Below are 24853 nucleotides of genomic sequence, written 5' to 3'. Positions count from 1 at the left end.
ATCAGATCACCCCCACTAGTACGGCCATCGTCAGGATTATCGTAAACAGCACCAGGAACGTCACCGCGAGCAGAGCGTTCAGGTTCTTGGACAGCTCCCTTATCACGTAGGAAGTCCCTGCCATCAGTCGGATTACCGGCATGAACACCATCTCGTCGAGGTATCCCATGTCTCTAGAGGAGTACCACCTTTCGAAGGCTGAGAGCTTCTTCTCAATCTTCCTGCCGATGATACCGAGTTTCTCGCCCCACCTTGATACCGGGGCGAACATGTGCTCGGGCCTCTGCTCAAACTTCTCAGCCGGCTCGCCCGTAGTCCATGGAGTGTCCAGATTCTTCTTTGTAGGCAAGGCTATTGCCACTGCGAGTATGATAGAGAGCAGCACCCCTGCAAAGAGCAGTACGTTAAAGGTCGCTCCACCGAGCGAAATCAGCCATGGGTTTCCGACCTCGACGTCTAACAGCCCGGCTATCACGCCGGGGAATATTCCCGCGGCCACACACAGGAAAGCCAGAATGGATTCCCCCGCGAGCATGAGCGGGGCTGCCTCGTGGGCCTCAACGTTGGGTTCTCCCCCGAAGATACGGTATATCTTGATGTATGCTGCTAGAGTTAGTGCGCTTGCAAACAGGCTTACAACTCCTCCCCCGACCAGCAGGGGGTCTTTTGACAGGAACGTCGCCTGGTATATCAGCCACTTGCTTATGAAGCCATTTAACGGCGGAACCCCGGACACCGAGAGGATTCCCACGACCATCATTGCCGCGGTGAATGGCATTTTCTTTCCAAGGCCCCTCAGCTCAAGGTCTTTTCTACCAGTTGCGTGGAGCACGTTGCCCGAAAGCATGAAGAGTAAGTTCTTAAAGACAAGATGGTTGAAGGCGTGGAGCAGTAATGCAAGGAACGCGATTTTCTTAAGGGTCCCGTCCAGCATTATATAGGCTCCGAGCGCCAGGAACAGATAGCCCATGTTGTCCACACTCGAATATGCCATGAGCCTCTTTATGTCCTTCTGAACAAGGGCCATTATCGCTCCAACCGCTATTGTGAGGACTGCAAGCACGACCATCGTCCTAGCGATTGCCTCACTTCCCGGGAACAGCTCGATGACCCTTATCATGCCGTAGATGGCCATCTTCAGCATCGTACCACTCAGGAGTGCGGACACGTTGCTTGGAGCGACAGGGTGTGCCTCCGGGAGCCAGAAGTGTATGGGGAATATGCCCGCCTTTGACATGAAGCCGATGAGGAAGGCCCAAATTACCCAGGTCGGCACGTAGGCCCCCTGCAAGGCGGAGAAGCTGAGTGTTTCGAAATTACTGTAGATGGCACCTATGGCCAGCAGGAGCGGTGCCGTGTTGAAGGCGTGCATTGCGACGAAGTAGATGAGGCTAGCTCTCTTGGTCTCGGGGCTGTCGTAGTATGTGACTATCAGGATGTAAGAGGCTATTGTCATGAGCTCCCAGAATATTATGAACCCGAGGAAGTCCCTGCTGATCACTATGAGCGCCATTGAGAGTATGAAAGCTGGATAAGCGGCGAGGTTCAGGTGCCTCGGCTCCATGTACTCAGTGGTGTAGATCGAGACAGCGAAACCCGAGATTCCCACGAGTATGCAGAAGAACCTTGACAGGGTGTCGGTCATGAAGGTGAACTCAAGCCCAAAGATGGAGTAAGTAACATTGATGCCGTTGAAGGCCTCGACTATCAGGGTCAATGAGGCCAAGGCTGACAGCAACCCCACTGCCTTTACCTGTTCTCGCCTGAGAAGTCCTATTATGATCGCGATGGTGAACAGGACTGCGAACAGCATTCACATCACCCCCAGGGCGAAGTACCCAATGTATGCCGAGACCAGGGAGAGGAGTATCAGCCCGGTCAGTGCGCCCTTTACGATGCCATCAACTTTCTTCCCCTCTCCATCGCTGAATACCATCATGTTGATGCTCCTGAGACCGACCGCCAGCAGTATGACTGAGTCCACTAGGATCAGGGTCAGCAGCAGTGCTCCAAGCGGGGAGCTGTACATCGGGCCGGCGTTGAGGAAGAGGTAGAGCTTGCTGAAGAAAATGCCAAACGGCGGCAGTCCCGCGAGCCCGAGGAGCCCTATAGCCCAGCCGTATGCAAGTATTGGGGTCTCCTTGAGACCCCTTATCTTCGTCATGTCCAGGGTGCCGTAGTAGTATGTGAAGGCTCCCGCGGTGAGGAACGCGAGGCCCTTGAGGTAGGCGTGGTTCATGAGCTGGAACAGCGCGATTTTAATCCCAACGGGGTGGCCGAGGACTGCAGTTGCAACTCCGGCATACATGATGGCACACTCTGCTATCGTTGAGTAGGCGAGCAGCCTCTTGGCATCGGTCTGCTTGGGATACGCGAGGATTGCTATCACTAGCGTCAGGGAGAGGATTGCCACCATCGGGTAGAACGCCTCTCTGGGCGGGTTCATGAACTGGACGACCCTTACCAGCAGGTAAACACCCATCTCGACCATCGCCGCTCCGTGAAGGAACGCTGACGCCGGTGTTGGGGCTACCATAGCATCAGGAATCCATGAGTAAAACGGGAACTGGGCGCTCTTTGTAAAGGCCGCAATCATGAGGCAGATGAACAGAATCAGCTTCTCGTTCCCGGGCAGGTCGCCGAGGAACTTCAAGCCAAGGTCGCCATACTTGAACCCGAAGGCCACAGCGGTGTAGAAACCCACAACTGCACCGAAGTTCGGTATCAGGAGGGCCTTGAGGGCTGACCTTTCAGATTTTCTGCTTCCGTAGAACCCGACGACACCCCAGCACGCCAGGCTCATCAGCTCGAAGAATATCAGCATCTGCAGTACCGTTGATGAGTATATGAACGTGAGTGTTGAGCCAAGGAATATCATCATCCACCCATAGAACCTTCCCTTCTGGCCCCTGTGGGGGTGCCCGATGTTTTTATCGTCCATATACCTGACCGCGTATGTCAGGAATATTGCACCCGCAGATGAAACCACTAGGGCCGTGAACACGCTCGTAGGGTCAATTATGAAGCCGTATACTTCTCCAAACTTTTCTGAGACCAGCAGTTTAACATGAGTCGTCGAGGGGGACGAGTAGAACAGGGCTCCAGCGACTATCTGGAGGATCGTCGAGGCCCAGAGAAGGGGCAACATTACGGTGTCTGCTTTCCGGTCATCGAGGGCGAAACATACTGCACCTGCATACGCGAGGATTATTGAAAGCGTGATGAGCTCAAATATCATACGGTTCCCCCCATTATCTTTTCAACCTTCTTGGCGAGCTCTTCAACCTTGGCAAGGTTCTGTTTGACCTTTATCTGGAGTATCTCCTCCTCACTGGCGAAAATTAGAGCATCAGTTGGACACGTCGTAACACACGCCGGAAGTTTGTCCTCGTCCCTGCGGTGACTGCAGAGGTCGCACTTTACCATGATCTTCAGCTCGGGGACAAACTCTGGTGTGCCAAAGGGACATGCAACAGAACAGAACATACAGCCTATGCACTCTTGGTACTTGATGCGTACTGCACCGTCCTCATCCCTGTAGAGCGCCCTGGCAGGGCAGACCAGCATACAAGGGGCATTTTCACAGTGTCTGCAGTTAAAGGACATCATTAGTAGTTCTGATGTCTCGATGAGCGTAATGTTAGCTTTCCCGTGATGCTCCCTAGCGCAGGCAATCTCGCAGGACCTGCATCCTATGCAGTTCCTAAAGTCGATAAAGACTCTCTTCCCCATATCACTCCACCTTCTCAAGTTTGCATGAACATGCTTTCATTTGAGGCAAACCAGTTTCCTCATCAATCTTCAGGCCCATTATGCGGTTGGCACCCTCGTGCCAGGGGACCTTGATAGTACCGGGAATTACTGTCTTGGAGACTTTCACGGTCCCAATGTACTTCCCGCTCTCAGAGATGAGCTTTACCCTATCGCCGTCTTTTATTCCCCATTTCTGTGCGTCTTCCTCACTTACCAGAATGGGCAAGTCTTGCCACCTGACATTCAGTGAAGGGCTCCTTTTGGTCATTGTTCCTGTTTGGAACTGGCCCACATATCTCACCGTAATCATGACTGGAGGTTCCAAGAGGGGCATCTTATCTGATACATATACTTTCGTGGGCTGGGAACTCGGTACAGTATTCCACATAACTCCTTCAGGCGTTCTCGTTAAAGTGCGGGGGTTGGCGTTTACGTATTGCGGAACGAGAGTGCTTATCTCCCGGAGAATCTCCTCGGGGAAGTAGAAATCAAATCCTTTCAGTCCTAACGCATTTCCCAGCTCGCATAAAATCGCCCAGTCTGGCTTGGCATCCTCCGGGGGCCATTTCACCCTGGAGCTCCACTGGATTCTCCTCTCGGCGTTCGTTGTAGAACCGTCGCTCTCAAGGAACGCCGCCGCAGGGAGAACGATATCGGCAAGTTCTGTTGTCTGCGTCGGGAATATGTCTTGAGCAACGACGAATTCTGCACGTTTTAGGGCCTTTTCGGCCTCTGGAAAGCTCACTGCGATGTTTGCTCCCATAACGTAAAACGCCGAAACGTTGCACTTTTGTGCCTCTTTAATTGATTTCGGAATGTCGAGCCCAACTTCGGTTGGAAGTCCCTCATTCTTCCATGCCTCCCTAAAGAAGTATATCTCGTCGTATGTTCTGTACCCGGGCAGTAAGTCGGGCACCACGCCCATGTCCATGACTCCCTGGGAGTTGTTTTGACCAGCAAGCGGCAGGACTTTGAAGTCAACCATTGAAGCGAGCGTTATGATACTCCTGATAACATCGTAACCGTTAGAGTGCATGGCGATGCCAGAGCCCCATAAAATAATGCCTCTCCCTGCAAGACCAATTTCCCTTGCAATTTTCTCGATATCTCTCGCAGGCACCCCTGTTATTCTTTCAGCGTGCTCTGGTGTGTCTTTACTTATTATTTCTAGATCGGATGCTTTGAAATGGACACTCTTTACGTTTCTTCTTTCCATCAGCAAGTTGATAAGGGCGTTTATCAGTACAATATCGGTGCCGGGAAACGGACGGACGTGACTACTAGCAAATTTTGTGGTTTTGGTCTTTCTGGGGTCTATGACAATGATTTTAGTGCCTTTGTTCTTAGCCTTTAAAACCCTGCGGAAAATAAGCGGGGCGGTCTCTGCAAGGTTTGTTCCCCAAAGGATTATCACGTTGCTTTCTTCGATATCATCGTACGTCGCCCAGTTCCTTTCGAAGTTTGCGTCCAGTATGGCCTTCACGGATACGCCGTGGCAAAGGTGGCTGGTGTTGTCAACGTTGTTCGTTCCGATGTTCCTCGCAAGTTTCTGGAAAAGATATGCGGACTCGTTGCTGACCTTTCCACCCGCGATGAACATAAGCTTGTTGGGGTCGTCTTTCATGTAGTCCCGGATAAAAGAGGTAACTTCATTTATAGCCTCTTTCCAGCTTATCTTTACGAATTTTCCTTCCTCAACGGCTTTCAAGGGCGTTTTCAGCCTCTCTTTGCTGAGTATGTGTTCAAACATGGCATTCCCTTTTGGACAGAGCTTTCCACGATCATTTGGAACATTTATATCAGTGACGTACTCTATCATGAATGGGCGAGATAGCTCTTTCTTCACATATGCCCTGCATCCGGCCCCGCAGTATGGGCAGGTAACGATCCGCATATTTTTCCCTCCGGTATGTATACATGTACATTTATGTTCACATGACCATAAGTGTTCCTTGACCTAGATATATGTAAAGCTTTTAAGAATTTTCTAAACCTTTGGTTGGAAAGCTAAGGGTTTAGAAAGCTTTTTTATAGGCTTTGAAGTACTATGATTGGTGTTTAATGTACAAAATAAATCGACATTGTTCATAGGCTTAGAAAAGAGGGGTGATGGAGTTGAGGTACGTTAAGCTCCCGAAGGAGAATACTTATGAATTCTTAGAGCGATTAAAAGACTGGGGAATCCTCTACGCTCCCGTAAAAATCTCTGAGAAATTCTATGATTTTAGAGAGATAGAAAACGTCAAAGAAGTGGAATTTCATTACAACAGAACTATAATGCCACCAAAAAAGTTCTTCTTCCTGCCAAGGGAAAAAATGTTTGAATTTAATCTATCAAAGGTGGAGTACAAGGAAGCTATTGAAGATGTTGAGCCGTTTGTTGTTTTTGGGGTACATGCATGTGACATCTTCGGGCTTAAAATAATGGATACCATATACTTGGACGAGCTTCCAGACAAATATTACAAGGTTAGAAGGGAAAAAGGCATTATCATAGGCATTAGCTGTGTCCCGGATGAGTACTGTTTCTGTAATCTGAGGGAGACGGATTTTGCAGACGATGGCTTCGATTTATTCCTCCATGAACTTCCCGATGGCTGGCTTGTTCGTGTCGGGACCCCTACTGGTCACAGGATAGTTGATAAGAACTTACGTCTCTTTGAGGAAGTAACATCTCAGGATGTGTGCAACTTTAGAGATTTTGAAAATAAAAAGCAGCAGATGTTCAAGTACCACGAAGACTGGGCGGACTTGAGGTATCTGCTTGAGCTCGAGACAGAGCACCCGATGTGGGACGAGCAGTCCGACATATGTCTTGCATGTGGCAACTGCAACACTACCTGCCCGACTTGCAGGTGCTTTGATGTCCAAGATATTCCAAATATCGATGGAGTTACTGGGGCAAGAGTTAGGAGATGGGATTCTTGTCAGCTGGTAAGACATGGAATGGTGGCAGGTGGACACAACTTTAGGCCAACAAAGAAATCTAGATTTATGAACAGGTATATGTGCAAAAATTCATATGTTGAAAAACTTGGTCTCAGCTATTGTGTTGGATGTGGTAGGTGTTCATACTTCTGTCCTGCAGAGATAAGCTTTGTGAGGAATTTGAGAACCATTTTGGGTCTTGAAGAAAGCTCATGTCCACCGAGAATCTCGGAGGAGATTCCAAAGAGAGGATTTGCGTATGGTCCTTCTGTTGGAGGTGGTGAACAATGACCGTACCAAGACCTGTTCCTCGGAGCAATACTTTTGCAGAGGACAATCCCTACGCCTTGGAAAGGGTTAGAGTTCTCAGGGTATATCAGCTTACCGAGTTGGAAAAGCTGTTCTTATTTAGGTTTGAAGACCCAACTATTGCAGAGAACTGGACATTTAAGCCGGGTCAGTTTGTTCAGCTTACAATACCGGGAATAGGGGAAGTACCTATTAGCGTGTGTTCTTCTCCTATGAGACAGGGTTTCTTTGAACTATGTATTAGAAAAGCTGGAAGGGTAACTACTGCAGTCCACAAGCTTAAGCCTGGTGATACCGTACTCGTGAGGGGCCCATATGGAAACGGTTTTCCTGTTGACAAATGGGAAGGGATGGACTTGCTCTTAATAGCAGCTGGTCTCGGGACGGCTCCTCTAAGGAGTGTTTTCCTTTATGCGATGGACAACAGGTGGAAATACGGTAACATAACATTCATAAACACTGCCCGCTATGGGAAGGATTTACTCTTCTACAAGGAGCTTGAGGCAATGAAAGACATAGCGGAGGCTGAGAACGTTAAGATAATTCAAAGTGTCACCAGAGATCCTGATTGGCCGGGACCAAAAGGTAGGCCGCAGAACTTCATAGTCGAAGCAAATACAAACCCCAAGAACACAGCAGTAGCAATCTGCGGTCCTCCAAGGATGTACAAAGATGTTTTTGAGGCCCTTATAAACTACGGCTACAGACCAGAGAACATCTACGTGACGCTTGAGAGAATGATGAAATGTGGAATCGGTAAGTGTGGCCACTGCAACGTAGGAACAAGCACATCATGGAAATACGTCTGTAAAGATGGCCCCGTATTCACGTACTTTGACATAGTATCAACACCAGGAATGCTCGACTGAGGTGGTGAAGATGGAGAACGAAAAAGTTCGCATCGGGTTTTACGCTCTCACTTCATGTTATGGTTGCCAACTCCAGTTCGCTATGATGGACGAGATAATTCAGCTTTTGGACAAGGCAAAGATAGAATGCTGGTTCATGCTGGATAGAGATAGCAGCGAGGATAGGGAAGTGGATATAGCCTTCATAGAGGGAAGTGTTTCAACCCAAGAAGAAGTTGAACTAGTAAAGAAAATCCGAGAAAAAGCCAAGATAGTAGTTGCAGTTGGTTCATGCGCTATTCACGGTGGTGTACAGAGCTGGGAGAAAGATAAAGAGCTCAGTGAGCTCTGGAAGACAGTTTACGGAGATGCACATGTTAAATTTGAGCCCAAGATGGCAGAGCCCGTTGAAAAATACATAAAGGTTGACTATAAAATCTATGGTTGTCCGCCAGAGAAGAAGGATTTCCTCTACGCGTTGGGCACATTCTTGGTGGGCTCATGGCCCGAAGACATTGATTATCCCGTATGTGTTGAGTGCAGGCTTAGAGGGAACCCATGTATTCTTATAGAAAAGGGAGAGCCGTGCTTAGGGCCGGTGACAGTTGCCGGGTGTGATGCAAGGTGTCCCGGCTTTAACGTTGCTTGCATTGGGTGCAGAGGGGCTGTAGGATATGACGTTGCGTGGGTTGACTCTCTAGCCTTAGAGTTCAAGAAGAAAGGCCTTACGAAAGAGGAAATACTTGAGAGGATGAAGATCTTCAACGCTCACAATCCAAAGCTTGAGGAGATGGTTAACAAGATATTTGGGGAGGGAGAATGATGTATATCCCGATTACTGTTGACCACATAGCCCGTGTTGAGGGTAAGGGAGGAATAGAGATAGTTACAAGTGATGAGGGCGTAAAAGAGGTAAAGCTCAACATCATTGAGGGACCGAGGTTCTTTGAGGCTATTACACTTGACAAGAAACTTGAAGAGGCATTGGCAATCTATCCGAGAGTTTGTTCGTTCTGTTCGGCAGCTCACAAACTTACCGCTGTAGAAGCTGCTGAAAAGGCAATAGGATTCACCCCAAGACCCGAAATTCAGGATTTGAGAGACCTGCTTTACATAGGGGATATGATAGAGAGCCATGCCCTACACCTTTACCTTTTAGTCCTTCCTGACTACCTTGGCTACTCAAATCCACTGGCAATGGTGGACAAATACAGAAAAGAAATCGAATACGCAATGACGCTGAAAAACATTGGTTCAAAGATAATGGATTATCTCGGCTCAAGAGCAATTCATCAAGAAAATGCTATACTTGGAGGCTTTGGAAAGCTTCCAACAAAAGCCCAGTTTGAAGAACTTAAGAAAGAATTGAAGGAAGCGCTACCTCTGGCGGAATATACAGTGGAGCTGTTCTCAAAACTCGAACAGTACGAAGAAGTGACAGACGATGAAATGGTTCATATGGCAGTGAAGCCAAGAAATGGTGTCTATGGCATATACGGAGACTACATTAAGGTTAGCGATGGATTTGAGTTCCCGGTTGAGGATTACAAAAAGCACATAGTTGAGAAAGTTGTTGAACACAGCTTTGCAAAGCATTCCTTCTATAAAGGGAAGCCCTTCATGGTTGGTGCGATCTCAAGAATAGTTAACAACGCAGATCTTCTCTACGGCAAGGCGAAGGAACTCTACGCCCAATACAAGGACCTTCTCAGATATAACAACTGCTTTGCAAACAACTTTGCTCAGGCAATTGAGCTCGTTTACTTCATAGAGAGGGCAATTGACTTAATAGACGACACCCTTGCAAAGTGGCCAATAAAGGAGAGGGATGAGGTTGAAATAAGAGACGGCTTCGGAGTGAGCATAACCGAGGCTCCAAGAGGGTTGCTCGTCTATGCTCTTGAGGTCAAGGATGGAAAGGTTAACTATGCGGACATAATAACGCCAACGGCAATGAACCTTGCAATCATGGAGCGCCACGTTAGAATGATGGCGGAGAAGCACTGGCAGGATGATCCTGAGAAGCTCAAGCTCCTTGCAGAGATGGCTGTTAGGGCGTATGACCCATGTATTTCATGTTCTGTGCACGTGGTGAGGCTTTAATTTTTAAACTTTTCACCTTCATTTTTATTTGGTGGGAGTATGAGCACGTTGATTCTAGCTCTTGGCAACGAACTCATGAAGGATGATGGCGTGGGACTTAAGGTAGGTAGAATTTTAGCAGACAAAGGTTATAACGTTGTTGAAATTGGCACTGATATATTTAGACTTCAGCGTTATTACAACGGGGAGGAGAAGATAATAATAGTCGATGCCATACTGACTGACAAATACAAACCAGGAGAAATAGTCCATCTAAAAGGGGAGAAGGTTTTTGAAAAACTCCAGGCTGAGATAAGGAGTGCACATTTTATGGGAGCTATTGATGGACTTAAACTTCTAATGAGTCTTGATGAACGATTAGCTAAAGCAGAGATTCATTTCGTGGGGATTGTAGCTAAGGAGATTGGGCTGGGAACTGAGCTTAGTGAAGAGATTAAAAGTAATATTCCTAATATTATAAAGGTCATAGAAAATATTGTGGGATAGTCTTTGCAAAAATTTTTCACACCTTTGGAAGCTCAGAAGGGTGGAACAGTTCGAAAGCCTTTTAAATACTTTCTTTTTACCCCACTACAGCTTTAGAGTATAGAAACGTAAAGGCTGACTGAAATGGCATGGCACATCTTTATTCCAGATTCACTCCTCGAAGAGACAAATGACCCCAAAATAAGAACATACAAAGTCGGGCAGATCGGCAGGGCAGCAGCGATCTTCGGTATCGAACACATATGGATTTACAACGCGGGTGGAAAAGACGGGAAGTTCATTAAGCTCGTCCTTGAATACATGGAAACACCGCAGTATCTGCGAAAGAAGCTGATTCCCCTCACAAAAGAGCTCAAATACGTTGGTGTTTTACCACCACTAAGAACTCCGCACCACAAACTCAAAGGAAGGCCTAAGCTCGGCGAAATCAGGGAAGGCGTTGTAGTCAGAAAGGGCAAGAGGCTTTACGCGGACATTGGCCTTGACGAGCTTGCCCTCGTGGAGGGGGGCGGAGAAGGGCGGATGACCTTCAAAATCGTGTCCCTGAATCCGCTCAAAGTGGTGCCCGCAGAGCCGGAGGAGTATTGGGGGTATCGGGTACATCTCACCAGAAAGTCTTTGGCAAAAACACTTAAAAAGGCAAAACTCAACCTTGCAATCGCGACCTCACGAAAGGGTGAGGATGTGAGAAAAGTGAACCTTCCCCCGCTGGAGGGGGAAGTGGGATTCGTGTTTGGATCTCCCCGGAAGGGGGTAATGGAAATCCTGAGAGACTTCAATGAGGATTATCCCTTTGATCTAATCCTCAATACGATTCCAAATCAAAAGACAAAGACCGTTAGAACGGAGGAAGCCGTGTTGGCGACATTGGCGGTATTTAATTTCATAAGGAGGGATTGAAATGGGAAAAATTAGCAGACCAAGGAGAGGTTCATTGGCGTATTCCCCAAGAAAAAGAGCCAGGAGTATAGTCCCGAGAATTAAAAACTGGCCACAAGAGCAAGAGGTTAGAATGCTTGGATTTGCAGGGTACAAGGCTGGAATGACCCACGTGCTTATGATAGACGATACTCCAGGGCTTACAAATGGTAAGGAAATCTTCATGCCAGTTACAATAGTTGAGGCTCCACCAGTGATAGTCTACGGAGTTAGAGCCTACAAACAAGGTTACCTTGGACTTGAAACTGCAACTGAGGTTATGGTTCCAGACTTCAAGCTTGAAAACTACCCATCAAAGAAGGCAAAGAACGTAACATTCTACAGCCTTCTCGAGAGAAGAATCAAGACCCTTCCAAAGAACTACAACGAAGAGATCTTCCAGCAAAAACTCGGAGAGCTTGAGGACCTCGTTAAGTCCGGAGAAATAGTTGAGGTTAGAGCACTTGTAGCAACTCAGCCATGGCTCGCAAGAATAAAGAAGAAGCCCGAAGTCATGGAGTACGCAGTTGGCGGAACAAGCGTTGAAGAGAAGTTCGCCTACATCAAAGAGAAGCTTGGAAAAGAACTCAGAGCAAGCGAAGTTCTCAAGGAAGGAGAGCTTCTTGACGTTGTAGCTGTTACAAAGGGTAAGGGTACTCAGGGCCCAGTTAAGAGATGGGGCATTAAGATCCAGTTCCACAAGGCTCAAAGAGCTGGAAAAGCAAGACACGTTGGTAACCTCGGTCCATGGCATCCTGCGAGAGTTATGTGGACAGTTCCACAAGCTGGACAGATGGGATTCCACCACAGAACTGAGTTCAACAAGAGGCTCCTGAGGATAGGAGAAAACGGAAAACTCGAGCTCAACGGAGAAGAAATCGAGATCACTCCAAAGGGAGGATTCCCACACTACGGAGTAGTGAGAAACGACTTCCTTATGATAGCTGGGACCCTACCTGGAGCAATTAAGAGAATAATCAGGGTAAGACCGGCAATAAGGCCTCCAGCCAAGAAGCCACCTGTTGAGGCTCCACAAATAACATACGTTAGTAGAGAATCAAAACAATGAGGTGAGGGTTTATGAAAGTTAAGGTATTTTCACTCGATGGCGAGCCAATTGAAGAAATCGAACTCCCAAAGGTATTCCAAACACCTTTCAGACCAGATCTCATTAAGAGAGCTGTCATCGCTTCATGGACCCACCGCATACAACCACAGGGGAGAGACCCCCTCGCTGGTAAGAGGAGGGTTACTGAGAACATCGGAAAAGGCCACGGTATGGCAAGAGTTGAAAGAATAAAGACTTCTCCAAGGTTCGCAGCGTTCGTCCCATTTGCCAGAGGTGGTAGAAGAACTCACCCACCAAAAGTAGAGAAAATCATATGGGAAGACATCAACAAGAAGGAGAGAAGACTTGCTTTGATGAGTGCCATAGCTGCAACTGCAAACTACGATTTAGTTAAGGCGAGGGGCCACATAATTGATAATCTGCCTCAGGTTCCCCTCGTGGTGGAAGATGAGCTCGAAAAGGTCTACAAGACTGCAAAGACCAGAGAGATCTTCAAGAAGCTCGGCGTTTGGGACGATATTGAGAGGGCAAAGAAAAACACCAAAGTGAGAGCCGGAAAGGGTAAGATGAGGGGCAGGAGATACAAGAAAGCAAAGGGCCCACTTATCGTAGTTGCCAAAAACGAGGGAATCATCCAGGGAGCAAGAAACCACCCGGGTGTTGATGTGGTCTTAGTGGACAACTTGGGCGTAGAGCTGTTAGCCCCAGGTGCACACCCCGGAAGACTCACGATCTGGACGAAGGGAGCAATAGAGAGATTGAGGGAGATTTACGGGTGATGAGTGATGGATCCGTACAAGGTTATTATAAGGCCTGTAGTCACGGAAAAGGCAATTTCAATGGTTGAGAGAGAAAACAAGCTCACCTTTATAGTAGACAGAAGAGCCACAAAGCAGGATATAAAGAGGGCTGTCGAGGAAATATACGACGTCAAAGTTGAGAAGGTCAACACACTCATAACAATGAAAGGTGAAAAGAAGGCTTACGTGAAATTGAAGCCTGAATATAGCGCAAGTGAGGTTGCTGCTAGAATAGGATTGTTCTGAGGTGAGTGAGAATGGGTAAGAGTTTGATTCAACAGAGGAGAGGAAAAGGAACAACAACCTTCAGAGCACCGTCTCACAGATATAGGGGTGCTGTCAAGTACATCCCCCTGAATTTCACCCAAGAAAAGACCCTTGCGGGTAGGGTAATTGAGATACTCCACGACCCGGGAAGAACTGCACCAGTTGCTAAGGTCAAGTTTGAGAACGGTCTCGAGAAGCTCGTCCTTGCCCCAGAAGGACTTTTAGTTGGTCAGGAGGTTTACATTGGGCCTGAGGCTCCAATAGCAATTGGAAACACACTTCCACTTGCTAAGATCCCAGAGGGTACATATGTTTACAACATTGAAGGTTTTCCGGGCGATGGTGGAAAGTACGTGAGAGCTGGAGGAAGCTATGCTCTAGTTGTTTCAAGGGAGAGGGACAAGGTAATTGTTCAGTTGCCAAGCGGTGAACTTAAGACCTTCAACCCAATGTGCAGGGCTACAATTGGTGTAGTCGCTGGTGGAGGAAGGCTTGAAAAGCCAATAGTTAAGGCAGGTAAGGCATACTACATAATGAAGGCAAGAAACAGGTTCTGGCCCAAGCCAAGAGGTGTAAAGATGAACGCAGTCAACCACCCACACGGTGGTAAGGAGCACCACATTGGTAAGCCAAGTACAGTCTCAAGGAGAGCTCCACCTGGAAGAAAAGTTGGTCATATCGCTGCGAGAAGAACCGGAAGGAGAAAGTGAGGTGGTATAAATGGCAAAGAAGGAATTTAAATATCGCGGTTATACTTTCGAGGAACTAATGAACATGTCTCTTGAAGATTTAGCTAAGCTTTTCCCCTCAAGACAGAGGAGGAGCCTCAAGAGAGGATTAACCCCTGAACAGAAGAAGCTCCTTAGAAAGATCAGGTTGGCAAAGAAGGGCAAATACAAGAAACCAATAAGAACTCACAGCAGGGACATGGTTATCCTTCCCGAGATGGTTGGAATCACAATTTACGTCCACAACGGAAAGGAGTTTGTCCCGATAGAGATTAAAGAAGAAATGATTGGACACTACCTTGGAGAATTCGCTCTAACTAGAAAGAGGGTCCAACACGGTTCACCTGGTGTTGGTGCTACAAGATCATCAATGTTCGTTGCAATCAAGTGAGGTGGTAGATAATGGCAAGGTTTTCCTACTCTTTCCAAAATTTTGACCCAGAGAGAATGGCAAAGGCAAGCGGGAGAGATTTGAGAATATCCCCCAAGCTTTCAATAGAAGTCTGCAGGGAAATTAGAGGAATGATGCTCAACGATGCCATAAGGCTCCTTGATGATGTGATAGCCAAGAGAAGACCTATCCACCTCAGAAGGTTCCACGACTCACAGGGACACAAGAGAGGAAGGGGTTTCGGCCCTGGTAGATATCCAGTAAAGGTTGCTAAGGAAATCAAAAAGATTCTCCTCAACGCCAAAAACAACGCAGAGCAGAAGGGCCTCGATCCAGACAGGTTGAAGATAATCCATGCTGCAGCTCACAGGGGCCCAGTGCTTAGAGGATACATACCAAGGGCTTTTGGAAGAGCCACACCATTCAACGAACAGACAACCCACATTGAGATAGTTGTTGAGGAGATTAGGAGGTGAGCTCATGGCAATCGAGAGATATTTCATAAAAGAGGGCATTAAAGAAATGCTCATCGATGAATACCTTGAGAAAGAGCTTAGGAGAGCAGGTTATGGTGGACTTGACATCAAGAAGACTCCTCTCGGGACAAAGGTCGTCATATTTGCCGAAAACCCTGGTTTCGTTATAGGAAGAGGCGGAAGAAGAATAAGAGAGCTTACGAGGGTACTGGAGAGACAATTTGGTTTGGAGAACCCCCAGATAGAGGTTGAAGAAATCAAGAACCCCTACCTTAACGCTAAGGTTCAGGCAATAAGGCTTGCTCAAGCATTAGAGAGGGGAGTCCACTTCAGAAGGGCCGCATATGCTGCACTAAGAGCAATTATGAACAACGGCGCAAGAGGTGTAGAAATCAGGATCAGCGGTAAGCTTACAGGAGAAAGAGCTAAAAGTGTTAGATTCTACCAAGGATACATTGCGAAAGTTGGAAACCCAGCTGAAACTTTGGTTTCAAGGGGATATGCACAGGCATTGCTGAAGCTTGGTGTCCTTGGAGTGAAAGTTTCAATTATGCCGCCAGATGCTAGACTTCCTGATGAAATTGAGATCATCGAAAAGCCAACTGAAGAAGAGGTGAGTGAGCAATGAAGCCAAGTGAGATTAGAGAGATGAGTATAGAAGAGATCGACGCTAAAATTAGAGAGCTTAGACTTGAGCTTGCAAAGGAAAGAGGAATGCTCACAATGGGAACATCCATGGAAAACCCAATGGTTATCAGGAACCTTAGAAGGGATATTGCCCGCCTTTTAACAATCAAGAGGGAAAAGTTGAGGAGAAAAGGGTGATGTTTAGTGCCTAGGATTGTGAACCCCCTGGATGAGATGCTATTTAAAGAGGTGTTAAAAGAACAGCAAAGGATTAGGGTCTATATTGAAAAGGCCCGTTATGGGAAGCTCAAGACCATAATAGAGGGAATTGACGAGAAAGAATTTGACCTTGAAGAGATTGCAAAAAAGCTCAAGGCGAAGCTGGCATGCGGAGGAACAGCCAAAAACGGAAGAATAGAGCTCCAAGGAGATCACAGAGAAAGGGTGAAGCGCTTATTGGCAGAACTCGGATTTTCAGAGGAATTAATAGAGGTCGAGTGACCAGAAAAACAATAGCACTGCATGAGCTCATAGGCCTAAAAGTCAAAGTCGTTAAAAGCTCTCATCCGGGGTTGGTAGGGATTGAGGGATATGTGATCGACGAGACGAGAAACACCCTCACAATCCTCGGAGAAAAGGTGTGGGTAGTTCCCAAGAATGTTGCGGAATTTGAGTTTGAAATTGACGATAAAAAAATACGAATAAAGGGAGAAGCCCTGATTGGAAGGCCTGAGATGAGATTAAAAAAGAGGTGAAAAAGATGAGAGACATTGGATTGAAGATACAACCTCCCGCGGAAAAGTGTGATGACCCAAAGTGCCCGTGGCACGGACACATTAAGGTGCACGGTAGAGTGTTTGAGGGAGTTGTTGTCAGCGACAAGCCAAGACACACAGTTACCGTTGAGAGACAGCACTATCACTATCTGAAGAAATACGAGCGTTATGAGCTCAGAAGAAGCAAAATACACGCCCACAACCCACCATGCATCAACGCAAAAGTTGGAGACAAGGTTATCATTGCCGAGACAAGGCCTCTTAGCAAGACAAAGAGCTTTGTAGTTGTTGCAGTTGTTCAAAAAGCTGAGGAGAGGTGAATATAATGGCAAAGAAAGGTGCTGGTGCTACGAGGGGTGTCTCCCCAGTTAGGCCTACAAGGGCATTACCAATTGGAGCCTACCTCCACGTAGCAGACAACTCAGGTGCAAAGGTAATACAGATAATTGGAGTCGTAGGGTACAAAGGTGTTAGAAGGAGACTTGCTTCAGCAGGCGTCGGAGATATGGTAATTGCAGCAGTAAAGAAGGGAAGACCAGACATGAGGCACCAAGTTGTTAGGGCAGTTATCATAAGACAGAGAAAAGAGTACAAGAGGCTTGACGGGATGAGAGTGAAATTTGAAGACAACGCAGCGGTCATTACAACACCTGAAGGTGTTCCAAGAGGAACCGAAGTTAGAGGGCCCGTTGCGAGAGAAGCCGCTGAGAAGTGGGTTAGAGTTGGAAGTATGGCGAGCATAATATTGTGAGGTGAGAGAGATGAAATTAAAGAGCAAACAACCAAGAAAGCAAAGGAAGTTTTTGTATAATGCTCCCCTTCATCTAAGACACAAGATAGTCAGTGCTACCCTTTCAAAAGAACTTAGACAGAAGTACGGCATTAGAGCCCTTCCAATTAGGACTGGCGACAAAGTAAAAATAATGAGAGGGGACTTCAAGGGACATGAAGGAAAAGTCGTAGAAGTTGACCTCAAGAGATACAGGATTCACGTTGAGGGAGCAACTCTTAAGAAGGTTAACGGGACTGAGGTGTTCTACCCGATACACCCATCAAATGTTATGATTGTTGAACTGAACCTTGAAGATGAGAGAAGGAAAAAGATAATTGAGAGGAGGGCTTGAAAATGGCGAGGAAAGGTGCTAAGAGGCACTTAAAGAGGCTTGCTGCTCCAACTCAATGGTACATTGAGAGAAAGGCATACAAGTGGGCAGTAAGACCTTCTCCTGGTCCACACAACATGAAGACATCAATTCCCCTCATCTACATAATCAGAGACTACCTTGGATATGCAAAGACCGGTAGAGAGGCAAGAAAAATCCTCAACGAAGGAAAAGTGCTTGTGGATGGAAAGGTTAGAAAGGACTACAAGTTCCCAGTTGGTATCATGGACGTTGTCTCAATACCTGAAACTGGGGAGCACTACAGAGTATTTCCAAACAGAATTGGAAAGCTTATCCTTCACCCAATAAGCGAGGAAGAGGCAAAGATAAAGCCACTCAGAATAACCAACAAGAGAATGGTCAAGGGTGGAAACTTGCAGCTCAACTTCCACGACGGAACCAACCACTTAATCAAGCTCAGCTCACTTACGGATGAAACCAAAGACAAGTTCAAAACCGCGGACACAGTCCTAATGAAGGTCCCGGAGAGGGAGATAATTGAAGTACTCCCATTCGAAATTGGTGCTTATGTGTTCGTCGTTCAGGGTAAGAACGTCGCAAGGGTAGGAAAAATCGTTGAAGTCAGAAACTTCCCAGGTGGATGGCCAGATGTGGTCACCATTGAGGACAAAGAAGGCGAGCTCTTCGACACCTTGAAAGATTACGCATTTGTGTTGGGTAAAGATGAACCAAAGATTTCATTACCGTGAGGTGAAAAGGAATGGTAGCTAACAGAGAGGCAATCTTGGCGGATTGGGAAGCTCACCCTATGAGGAAGCCCAGAATAGCTAAGGTCACTATAAACATTGGCGTTGGCGAGAGTGGTGAGAGACTTACAAAGGCTGAGACAATGTTAGAATCACTTGTTGGTCAGAAGCCAATAAGAAGAACAGCAAAGAAAACAAACAGGGACTTTGGAATTAGAAGAGGTGAGCCGATAGCGGTTAAGGTAACCCTAAGGGGTCAAAAAGCCTACGACATGCTCAAAAGGCTATTGGCTGCCGTTGACAACAAGCTCAAGGCGTCAAACTTTGATGAAAACGGAAACGTCTGCTTTGGTATTGAAGAACACATCAACATTCCTGGAGTGGAATACGACCCAGAAATCGGTATATTTGGTATGGATGTCTGTGTAACACTTGAAAGACCCGGATACAGAATCGCAAAGAGGAAAAGGAGAAGGCACCACATCCCCACAAAACACCGCCTTACAAAGGAAGAGGGTATGGTTTTCATGCAGGAAGAATTTGGAGTCCAGATTGTGGAGGGATGATTATGGCGAAAGCTGATTACAACAAAAGAAAGCCGAGGAAGTTTGGTAAGGGCGCGAGAAGATGCATCCGCTGCGGACAATTTGGGCCAATAGTTAGAATACACGGGCTAATGCTCTGCAGACACTGCTTTAGAGAGGTAGCTCCAAAATTAGGATTTAAGAAATACGACTGAGGTGAGATGAGATGACTCTGTTAGATCCTTTGGCAAATGCTTTATCTCACATTACAAACAGCGAGAGAGTTGGAAAGAAAGAGGTTTACATAAAGCCAGCCTCAAAGCTTATTGGAGAGGTCCTTAGAGTTATGCAAGAGAACGGGTACGTAGGCGAGTTTGAATTTATCGATGATGGAAGGGCAGGAATATACAGGGTTCAGCTCCTAGGAAAGATAAACAAGGCAGGAGCAATAAAGCCAAGGTTCTCAGTGAAAGCTAGAGAATATGAAAAGTGGGAGAAGAGGTTCCTTCCAGCATTCGAGTTTGGTATCCTAATAGTTTCCACATCCCAAGGAGTTATGACCCACAGAGAAGCCCTCGAAAAGGGCATTGGTGGAAGGTTAATAGCCTACGTCTACTGAGGTGAGAGAAATGCCAATTGATGCATGGGTGAGGGAGGAAGTTGAAATTCCAGAAGGAGTCACTGTCGAGATAAACGGTAACGTCGTTAAGGTGAAGGGTCCAAAGGGAGAAGTTGAGAGAGAGCTCAGCTACCCGGGAGTCAAGATATTCACTGAAGACGGCAAGGTTGTTATCTACAAGGACTTCCCAAGGAGAAAGGATATAGCCATTGCAAGAACATTCAAAGCACACATAACGAACATGATCAAGGGTGTCACGGAAGGGTTCACTTACAAGCTCAAGGTTGTTTACAGCCACTTCCCGATAACCGTTAAGGTACAAGGAGACAAAGTCTACATCGAAAACCTCTATGGTGAAAAAGCACCGAGAATTGCCGAGATACTCCCAGGAGTTACAGTAAAAGTCATGGGTAGCGAAATAATAGTAGAGGGAATTGACAAGGAAAAAGTGGGTCAAACTGCGGCAAACATCGAGCAGGCGACGAGGGTTACCGGTAGAGATAGAAGAGTCTTCCAAGATGGTATTTACATTGTTGAAAAGGCTGGTAAACCTATAAAGCTCTGAGGTGAGACTAATGGAGAAAGCGAGACTCTTAAGGATAAGGGCCAAACTCAAGAGGAAAAAGCCCAGGTTTCTTAGGCAAGAATGGTGGAGGTTCCCCAAATTTAAGAACGATCCCAAGTGGAGAAGACCCAAGGGAACAGACAGCAAGATGAGACTAAAGCTTAAAGGAAAGGCAAGATCACCAAGCATCGGATGGAGTTCACCAAAAGCCGTTCGCGGGCTCCACCCAAGCGGTTATGAGGAAGTACTGGTACACAACGTCAAGGAGCTTGAGATGATAGACCCAACAAGGCAGGCTGCTAGGATAGCTAGAACAGTCGGAAAGAAGAAGAGACTCATGATAATTGAGAGAGCCAAGGAATTGGGTATTAAGGTACTCAACGCGAGGTGAAGGTCATGCTTAAAATGCAGAGAAGGATTGCTGCTGAGCTTTTGAAATGTGGCGAGAATAGGGTTTGGATAGACCCTGAAAGAATTGATGATGTTAAGTCCGCTATCACAAGAGAGGACATTAGAAGATTAATCAATGAAGGCGTCATCAAGAAAAAGCCAATTAAGGGACAGAGCAGATACAGGGCAAAGCTCAGGCAAGAGGCAAGGAAGAAGGGAAGACACAGGGGACACGGAAGCAGAAAGGGTAAGAAGACTGCAAGAATGGGCAAGAAGGAAAGATGGATTATGACTATCAGAGCCCTTAGAAAGGAGCTTAGAAAACTCAAAGCAGAGAAGAAGATTGACGAACACACATACCGCAACCTTTACATAAGGGCCAAGGGTGGTCAGTTCAAGAACAAACACCAGCTTTATCTGTTCATGGAGGAGAAAGGGATATTGAAGAGGTGATATAAATGGCACACGGACCAAGATATAGGGTTCCATTCAGAAGGAGAAGGGAAGGTAAGACTAACTATCACAAGAGGCTTGCACTCCTTAAATCAGGCAAGCCTAGATTGGTTGTGAGAAAAACCCTCAACCACCACATAGCCCAGATAGTGCTGTATGATCCAAAAGGTGACAAAACAGTCGTTTCAGCTCACACGAGAGAGCTCATGAGGGACTTTGGATGGAAGGGACACGGTGGAAATACTCCAAGTGCTTACCTCCTCGGACTGCTCATAGGATACAAAGCACTTGAGAAGGGAATTGAAGAGGCAATCCTCGACATAGGACTTCACCCACCCACCAGAGGATCAAGCATTTTCGCAGTCCTCAAGGGAGCAGTTGATGCTGGATTGGAGGTTCCACACAGCGAGGAAATTTATCCAGAGGACTATAGAATTAGGGGAGAGCACATCGCTGAGTATGCAAAGATGCTTAAGGAAGAGGACGAAGAGAAGTACAGAAAGCAGTTCGGAGGCTACTTGGTTAAGGGGCTCGAACCTGAAAAGCTTCCCGAGCACTTTGAAGAGGTTAAGGCGAGAATCGTTGAGAAATTTGAGAAGGTGAGAGCATGAGCCAAGAGTGGAAAGAATACGCTCAGAGGGTTTTAGAAGAGTGGCAGCCCAGGACAAAGCTTGGTATGCTCGTTAAAGAAGGCCAGATCACTGACATTCACGAGGTCTTTAGAAAGGGATACCAAATAAAAGAGCCTGAAATTGTTGACGTATTACTCCCAGAAGTCAACGCACGTGAGAACCAAGAAGTACTTGACATAGCACTTACAGTGAGAATGACTGACAGCGGTAGGAGAGTTAGGTTTAGGGTACTAGCAGCGGTAGGAAACAGAGACGGTTACGTGGGGCTTGGAATTGGTCACGGAAGAGAAGTTGGAATAGCCATAAGGAAAGCAATAAACTACGCTAAGATGAACATAATTGAGATCAAGAGAGGCTGTGGTTCATGGGAGTGCAGATGTAGAAGACCACACTCAATCCCATTCGCCGTTGAAGGTAAGAGCGGTAGCGTAAAGGTCAAGCTCATGCCAGGACCAAGAGGGCTTGGTCTCGTTATCGGTGACGTTGGTAAGAAGATACTCAGCCTAGCTGGAGTCAAGGACGTGTGGTCACAAACATTGGGTGAGACAAGAACCACAGTTAACTTCGCAAAGGCAGTGTTTGAGGCACTCTACAACACCAACAGTGTCGCCGTGAAACCTGAGATGATCGAGCGCTATGGTATCGTGGTTGGTAGAGAAGTCCCACAGAACTTTGAACTGTGAGGTGAGCGAGGATGGCAAAACTTGCTTTGATTAGGATAAGAGGCAGGGTGAATGTTAAGAGACCCGTAAAAGATACCCTTGCAATGCTGAGGCTTCACAAGATAAACCACCTTGTGATCGTTGACGACACCCCAACTTACAAGGGAATGATACAGAAGGTAAAGGACTACATCACTTGGGGAGAGATAAATGCCGAAACCTTAGCAAAGCTTATAGAAAAGAGAGGAAGGCTTCAAGGAAACAAGAGAGTTACAGAGGAATACGTCCAGGAAAAACTTGGCATGAGCATCAAAGAATTTGCTGAGAAAGTAGTCAACGGAGAAATGAAGCTCAGTGATCTGCCAGGACTCAAGCCGGTATTTAGACTTCACCCAGCAAGGGGCGGCATGGGAAGTAAGAAGAGAACCTTTAAAGAAGGTGGCGCGTTGGGATATAGAGGAGAGGCCATTAACGAGCTTATAGAGAGAATGCTGTGAGGTGCGCGAGATGATTAGGAGAAAGAAAAAAGTGAGAAAGCTTCGCGGTTCCCACACTCATGGATGGGGCTGCAAAAAGAAGCACCGCGGTGGAGGACACAAGGGCGGTAGAGGTATGGCAGGAACTGGAAAAAGAAGCAAGGCTAAATGGACATGGGTCATCAAGTATGCCCCTGATCACTTGGGTAAGAGGGGCTTCAGCAGGCCTGTGGAAGTTCAGAGAGACATAACTGTAGTGAACCTTAAATTCATTGACGAGCACCTTGATGAGCTTATGCAGCTTGGTATTGCCTACGAGGAGGAAGGAAAAATTATTGTCGATACAACTCAGTTTGCCGATAAGGTGCTTGGAAGCGGAAAGCTCACAAAGCCACTCGTAATTAAAGCCAGGGCCTTCTCCCCCAAGGCCGAGGAGAAGATTATTCAGGCCGGGGGAGAGGCGCTGATAGCTTGATTTTTCTTTCTCTTTTTGGATAATTATTTTTGGGGTGTAATCCATGGGAGCAAGGGAAATAATATACAAAATAGAGCACATGTTTCCAGAAATTGAAAGGCCAAAAAGACATGTCCCGCTGAAGGAAAAATTCGCTTGGACAGGAGTTGCATTGTTGCTGTATTTTATTATGGCACAGATACCTCTTTTTGGAATTCCAGGTGAAATACAGGACTACTTCCAGACTTTAAGAGTGGTCCTAGCAGGTAGAAATGGTAGTCTATTAACACTTGGTATCGGTCCCATAGTTACCGCTGGAATTATCATGCAACTTTTAGTCGGTTCAGAGATAATAAAGCTGGACCTCTCAAATCCTGAGGATAGAAGGTTTTATCAGGCTCTGCAGAAGGTATTTGCAGTATTCATGTGCTTCTTTGAGGCAGCTATCTACGTATTTGCAGGAGCGTTTGGTAACCCTACGTTAACAATCAAGGTACTCCTCATGTTCCAGCTCGCCTTTGGTGGAATAATGGTAATGATTATGGATGAACTTGTGAGCAAGTGGGGAATTGGTAGCGGTATAAGCCTCTTCATTGCTGCGGGAGTTTCACAGACAATTGTTACAAGAGCGCTTAACCCCTTAACAACAAACCAAGCTATAGACCCACTAACAGGTGGGCCTGCTATAATAGGTGCTATTCCGGCATTTATCCAGCACTTAATTAAAGGTGATATTACCGGGGCACTGTACAGAAGAGGACTCCCAGATATGATCAGCGTTTTGGCAACAATAGTTGTCTTCCTAATAGGTGTTTACTTGGAAAGCATGAGGGTAGAGATTCCTCTCAGCTACGGAAGGGTAACTGTTAGAGGAAGATATCCAATAAGGTTCATGTACGTCAGCAACATTCCGATCATACTTACCTTTGCCCTTTACGCAAACATCCAGCTCTGGGCCAGGCTATTACAGAGACTTGGTCATCCAATCCTTGGAACTTTTGACGAAACTGGAGCGGCAGTTTCTGGGTTTGTAAGGTACGTCCTACCACCTAGTGATATATTCAGCGTTACAGCCGATCCGTTAAGGGCTTTGGTTTATGCCATACTCACCATAATGTTCTCTCTACTCTTTGGATTCCTATGGGTTGAGCTCACCGGACTTGATGCAAGGAGCATTGCAAGACAACTGCAAAGAGCGGGATTGCAAATACCCGGCTTTAGAAGGGACCCAAGAATCTTGGAAAGGGTCCTGCAGAGATACATACCCTACGTTACATTCTGGGGAGCATTCACTTTGGCTGTTGTTGCGGTATTAGCAGACTTCCTTGGAGCACTAGGAACTGGAACTGGAATACTGCTTACAGTAGGTATCTTATACAGATTTTATGAAGAAATAGCAAGGGAGCAAGCCACTGAGATGTTCCCAGCACTGCGCAGGTTCTTTGGTTGAATTTCTTTTTTGTTATTCCATTTGATACTGTTAGGATAACTGGGGCATCACCTCCTGAAGCCATTCAGTAACATCACCAGGCGGATCACCAAAACTAGAATGAATTCTGACAAAATTATACCAGAAGGCAAACAGAAAAACAAACCTATGAACCCTCCTCCAGTCTTTACCCCTGAAATTATTCCAGAAACGCTTCGTCCTCTCCTTCAACGTCCTAAACCAGCGCTCAACACTGTTCCTCGGCCCGAAAGTCACATGCAGATAACCCAACCTCAAACT

The 24853-nt window shown here is 46.7% G+C and carries 35 protein-coding genes and 1 pseudogene; 31 read left to right on the top strand and 5 right to left on the bottom strand.

Annotated features, from left to right (window positions below; genetic code table 11):
* Position 1: 1 nt before the first annotated feature.
* Genes GBV73_RS03025 through GBV73_RS03010 form a run of 4 tightly spaced genes read right to left on the bottom strand, consistent with a single transcriptional unit; the run spans position 2 to position 5647 of the window.
* A complete protein-coding gene (locus GBV73_RS03025) occupies positions 2-1813 on the bottom strand; it encodes a proton-conducting transporter membrane subunit (RefSeq protein WP_152879211.1) in 1812 nt (603 codons plus the stop codon).
* Positions 1814-3238: a hydrogenase 4 subunit D gene (locus GBV73_RS03020; protein ID WP_152879208.1), complete on the bottom strand. Its 1425-nt coding sequence runs from the start codon at positions 3236-3238 to the stop codon at positions 1814-1816.
* Positions 3235-3732, bottom strand: a complete 498-nt coding sequence (locus GBV73_RS03015) for a 4Fe-4S dicluster domain-containing protein (RefSeq protein ID WP_042700102.1) — start codon at positions 3730-3732, stop codon at positions 3235-3237. The genes GBV73_RS03020 and GBV73_RS03015 overlap by 4 nt, the downstream gene beginning before the upstream one ends.
* A 1-nt stretch (position 3733) precedes the next feature.
* On the bottom strand, positions 3734-5647 hold the full coding sequence (locus GBV73_RS03010; RefSeq protein WP_152879206.1) for a molybdopterin oxidoreductase family protein: 1914 nt from the start codon (positions 5645-5647) through the stop codon (positions 3734-3736).
* Between the two features lie 221 nt (positions 5648-5868).
* Here GBV73_RS03010 and hydB point away from each other — a divergent pair, with 221 nt between their 5' ends.
* The 31 genes from hydB to secY all read left to right on the top strand — a co-directional run bounded on the left by hydB (position 5869) and on the right by secY (position 24574).
* Positions 5869-6972, top strand: coding sequence for an NADPH-dependent hydrogenase/sulfhydrogenase 1 subunit beta (gene hydB / locus GBV73_RS03005; RefSeq protein WP_152879230.1), 1104 nt, complete (start codon positions 5869-5871; stop codon positions 6970-6972).
* Positions 6969-7859: an NADPH-dependent hydrogenase/sulfhydrogenase 1 subunit gamma gene (gene hydG / locus GBV73_RS03000; protein ID WP_152879204.1), complete on the top strand. Its 891-nt coding sequence runs from the start codon at positions 6969-6971 to the stop codon at positions 7857-7859. The genes hydB and hydG overlap by 4 nt, the downstream gene beginning before the upstream one ends.
* Positions 7860-7869: 10 nt before the next feature.
* Entirely contained in the window at positions 7870-8661 is a 792-nt protein-coding gene (gene hydD, locus GBV73_RS02995) for an NADPH-dependent hydrogenase/sulfhydrogenase 1 subunit delta (protein WP_152879202.1), read from the top strand.
* Positions 8661-9941 carry an NADPH-dependent hydrogenase/sulfhydrogenase 1 subunit alpha gene (gene hydA, locus GBV73_RS02990; RefSeq protein ID WP_152879228.1) on the top strand — a complete coding sequence of 427 codons (1281 nt, stop codon included), beginning with the start codon at positions 8661-8663 and terminating at the stop codon, positions 9939-9941. Before hydD ends, hydA begins: the two co-directional genes overlap by 1 nt.
* 39 nt (positions 9942-9980) lie before the next feature.
* Positions 9981-10427 (top strand): hydrogenase maturation protease, encoded by a 447-nt coding sequence (locus GBV73_RS02985; RefSeq protein WP_152879200.1) that lies wholly within the window; start codon positions 9981-9983, stop codon positions 10425-10427.
* Positions 10428-10550: 123 nt separating this feature from the next.
* Positions 10551-11327 carry a putative RNA uridine N3 methyltransferase gene (locus tag GBV73_RS02980; protein ID WP_152879198.1) on the top strand — a complete coding sequence of 259 codons (777 nt, stop codon included), beginning with the start codon at positions 10551-10553 and terminating at the stop codon, positions 11325-11327.
* Position 11328: 1 nt separating this feature from the next.
* Positions 11329-12414, top strand: a complete 1086-nt coding sequence (locus GBV73_RS02975) for a 50S ribosomal protein L3 (protein WP_152879196.1) — start codon at positions 11329-11331, stop codon at positions 12412-12414.
* Positions 12415-12425: 11 nt separating this feature from the next.
* Positions 12426-13193, top strand: a complete 768-nt coding sequence (rpl4p, locus tag GBV73_RS02970; protein ID WP_042700079.1) for a 50S ribosomal protein L4 — start codon at positions 12426-12428, stop codon at positions 13191-13193.
* Positions 13194-13199: 6 nt separating this feature from the next.
* The gene (locus GBV73_RS02965; protein ID WP_152879194.1) at positions 13200-13460 is read left to right on the top strand and encodes a 50S ribosomal protein L23; all 261 of its coding nucleotides are present in this window, start codon (positions 13200-13202) and stop codon (positions 13458-13460) included.
* Positions 13461-13471: 11 nt separating this feature from the next.
* Positions 13472-14191 (top strand): 50S ribosomal protein L2, encoded by a 720-nt coding sequence (locus tag GBV73_RS02960; protein ID WP_152879192.1) that lies wholly within the window; start codon positions 13472-13474, stop codon positions 14189-14191.
* Between the two features lie 10 nt (positions 14192-14201).
* Positions 14202-14600, top strand: a complete 399-nt coding sequence (locus GBV73_RS02955) for a 30S ribosomal protein S19 (protein ID WP_152879190.1) — start codon at positions 14202-14204, stop codon at positions 14598-14600.
* Between the two features lie 11 nt (positions 14601-14611).
* Positions 14612-15076, top strand: coding sequence for a 50S ribosomal protein L22 (gene rplV / locus GBV73_RS02950; protein WP_042700067.1), 465 nt, complete (start codon positions 14612-14614; stop codon positions 15074-15076).
* A 4-nt stretch (positions 15077-15080) separates the two neighbouring features.
* On the top strand, positions 15081-15704 hold the full coding sequence (locus tag GBV73_RS02945; protein ID WP_152879188.1) for a 30S ribosomal protein S3: 624 nt from the start codon (positions 15081-15083) through the stop codon (positions 15702-15704).
* Positions 15701-15901: a 50S ribosomal protein L29 gene (gene rpmC / locus GBV73_RS02940; RefSeq protein WP_042700061.1), complete on the top strand. Its 201-nt coding sequence runs from the start codon at positions 15701-15703 to the stop codon at positions 15899-15901. Before GBV73_RS02945 ends, rpmC begins: the two co-directional genes overlap by 4 nt.
* A gap of 36 nt (positions 15902-15937) precedes the next feature.
* The gene (yciH, locus tag GBV73_RS02935; protein ID WP_152879226.1) at positions 15938-16204 is read left to right on the top strand and encodes a stress response translation initiation inhibitor YciH; all 267 of its coding nucleotides are present in this window, start codon (positions 15938-15940) and stop codon (positions 16202-16204) included.
* Entirely contained in the window at positions 16090-16458 is a 369-nt protein-coding gene (locus tag GBV73_RS02930) for a ribonuclease P protein component 1 (RefSeq protein WP_083965046.1), read from the top strand. The genes yciH and GBV73_RS02930 overlap by 115 nt, the downstream gene beginning before the upstream one ends.
* Before the next feature lie 5 nt (positions 16459-16463).
* Positions 16464-16799, top strand: a complete 336-nt coding sequence (locus GBV73_RS02925) for a 30S ribosomal protein S17 (protein WP_152879186.1) — start codon at positions 16464-16466, stop codon at positions 16797-16799.
* Positions 16800-16804: 5 nt separating this feature from the next.
* Entirely contained in the window at positions 16805-17230 is a 426-nt protein-coding gene (locus tag GBV73_RS02920; RefSeq protein ID WP_042700049.1) for a 50S ribosomal protein L14, read from the top strand.
* Between the two features lie 10 nt (positions 17231-17240).
* Positions 17241-17603: a 50S ribosomal protein L24 gene (rplX, locus tag GBV73_RS02915; protein ID WP_042700046.1), complete on the top strand. Its 363-nt coding sequence runs from the start codon at positions 17241-17243 to the stop codon at positions 17601-17603.
* Positions 17604-17605: 2 nt separating this feature from the next.
* Positions 17606-18352 (top strand): 30S ribosomal protein S4e, encoded by a 747-nt coding sequence (locus tag GBV73_RS02910; RefSeq protein ID WP_152879184.1) that lies wholly within the window; start codon positions 17606-17608, stop codon positions 18350-18352.
* Between the two features lie 11 nt (positions 18353-18363).
* A complete protein-coding gene (locus tag GBV73_RS02905; protein ID WP_152879183.1) occupies positions 18364-18915 on the top strand; it encodes a 50S ribosomal protein L5 in 552 nt (183 codons plus the stop codon).
* 2 nt (positions 18916-18917) lie between these two features.
* Complete coding sequence (locus GBV73_RS02900; RefSeq protein ID WP_004068318.1) at positions 18918-19088, top strand: 30S ribosomal protein S14; 171 nt, start codon at positions 18918-18920, stop codon at positions 19086-19088.
* 11 nt (positions 19089-19099) lie between these two features.
* The gene (locus GBV73_RS02895; protein WP_152879181.1) at positions 19100-19492 is read left to right on the top strand and encodes a 30S ribosomal protein S8; all 393 of its coding nucleotides are present in this window, start codon (positions 19100-19102) and stop codon (positions 19490-19492) included.
* 10 nt (positions 19493-19502) lie between these two features.
* Positions 19503-20057: a 50S ribosomal protein L6 gene (locus GBV73_RS02890; protein ID WP_152879179.1), complete on the top strand. Its 555-nt coding sequence runs from the start codon at positions 19503-19505 to the stop codon at positions 20055-20057.
* Positions 20058-20067: 10 nt separating this feature from the next.
* Positions 20068-20448, top strand: coding sequence for a 50S ribosomal protein L32e (locus tag GBV73_RS02885; RefSeq protein WP_152879177.1), 381 nt, complete (start codon positions 20068-20070; stop codon positions 20446-20448).
* A gap of 5 nt (positions 20449-20453) precedes the next feature.
* Positions 20454-20900: a 50S ribosomal protein L19e gene (locus GBV73_RS02880; RefSeq protein ID WP_152879175.1), complete on the top strand. Its 447-nt coding sequence runs from the start codon at positions 20454-20456 to the stop codon at positions 20898-20900.
* 5 nt (positions 20901-20905) lie between these two features.
* Positions 20906-21511, top strand: coding sequence for a 50S ribosomal protein L18 (locus GBV73_RS02875; RefSeq protein ID WP_152879173.1), 606 nt, complete (start codon positions 20906-20908; stop codon positions 21509-21511).
* Positions 21508-22215: a 30S ribosomal protein S5 gene (gene rpsE / locus GBV73_RS02870; protein ID WP_152879171.1), complete on the top strand. Its 708-nt coding sequence runs from the start codon at positions 21508-21510 to the stop codon at positions 22213-22215. The genes GBV73_RS02875 and rpsE overlap by 4 nt, the downstream gene beginning before the upstream one ends.
* Before the next feature lie 11 nt (positions 22216-22226).
* Complete coding sequence (locus GBV73_RS02865) at positions 22227-22691, top strand: 50S ribosomal protein L30 (protein ID WP_152879169.1); 465 nt, start codon at positions 22227-22229, stop codon at positions 22689-22691.
* 10 nt (positions 22692-22701) lie between these two features.
* A complete protein-coding gene (locus GBV73_RS02860; protein WP_152879167.1) occupies positions 22702-23145 on the top strand; it encodes an uL15m family ribosomal protein in 444 nt (147 codons plus the stop codon).
* A 43-nt stretch (positions 23146-23188) separates the two neighbouring features.
* A complete protein-coding gene (secY, locus tag GBV73_RS02855; RefSeq protein WP_152879165.1) occupies positions 23189-24574 on the top strand; it encodes a preprotein translocase subunit SecY in 1386 nt (461 codons plus the stop codon).
* A gap of 30 nt (positions 24575-24604) precedes the next feature.
* Here the strand turns inward: secY and GBV73_RS02850 are convergent.
* Positions 24605-24853 (bottom strand): annotated as a pseudogene (locus GBV73_RS02850) (IS6 family transposase); the annotation flags it as partial.

Origin of the sequence: Thermococcus sp. 101 C5, from assembly GCF_009372125.1 — an archaeon.
In the GTDB taxonomy this organism is placed as follows: Archaea; Methanobacteriota_B; Thermococci; order Thermococcales; family Thermococcaceae; genus Thermococcus_A; species Thermococcus_A bergensis.
The sequence above is the reverse complement of the archived record's forward strand: the minus strand, read 5'-3'. Positions and strand labels throughout refer to the sequence as shown.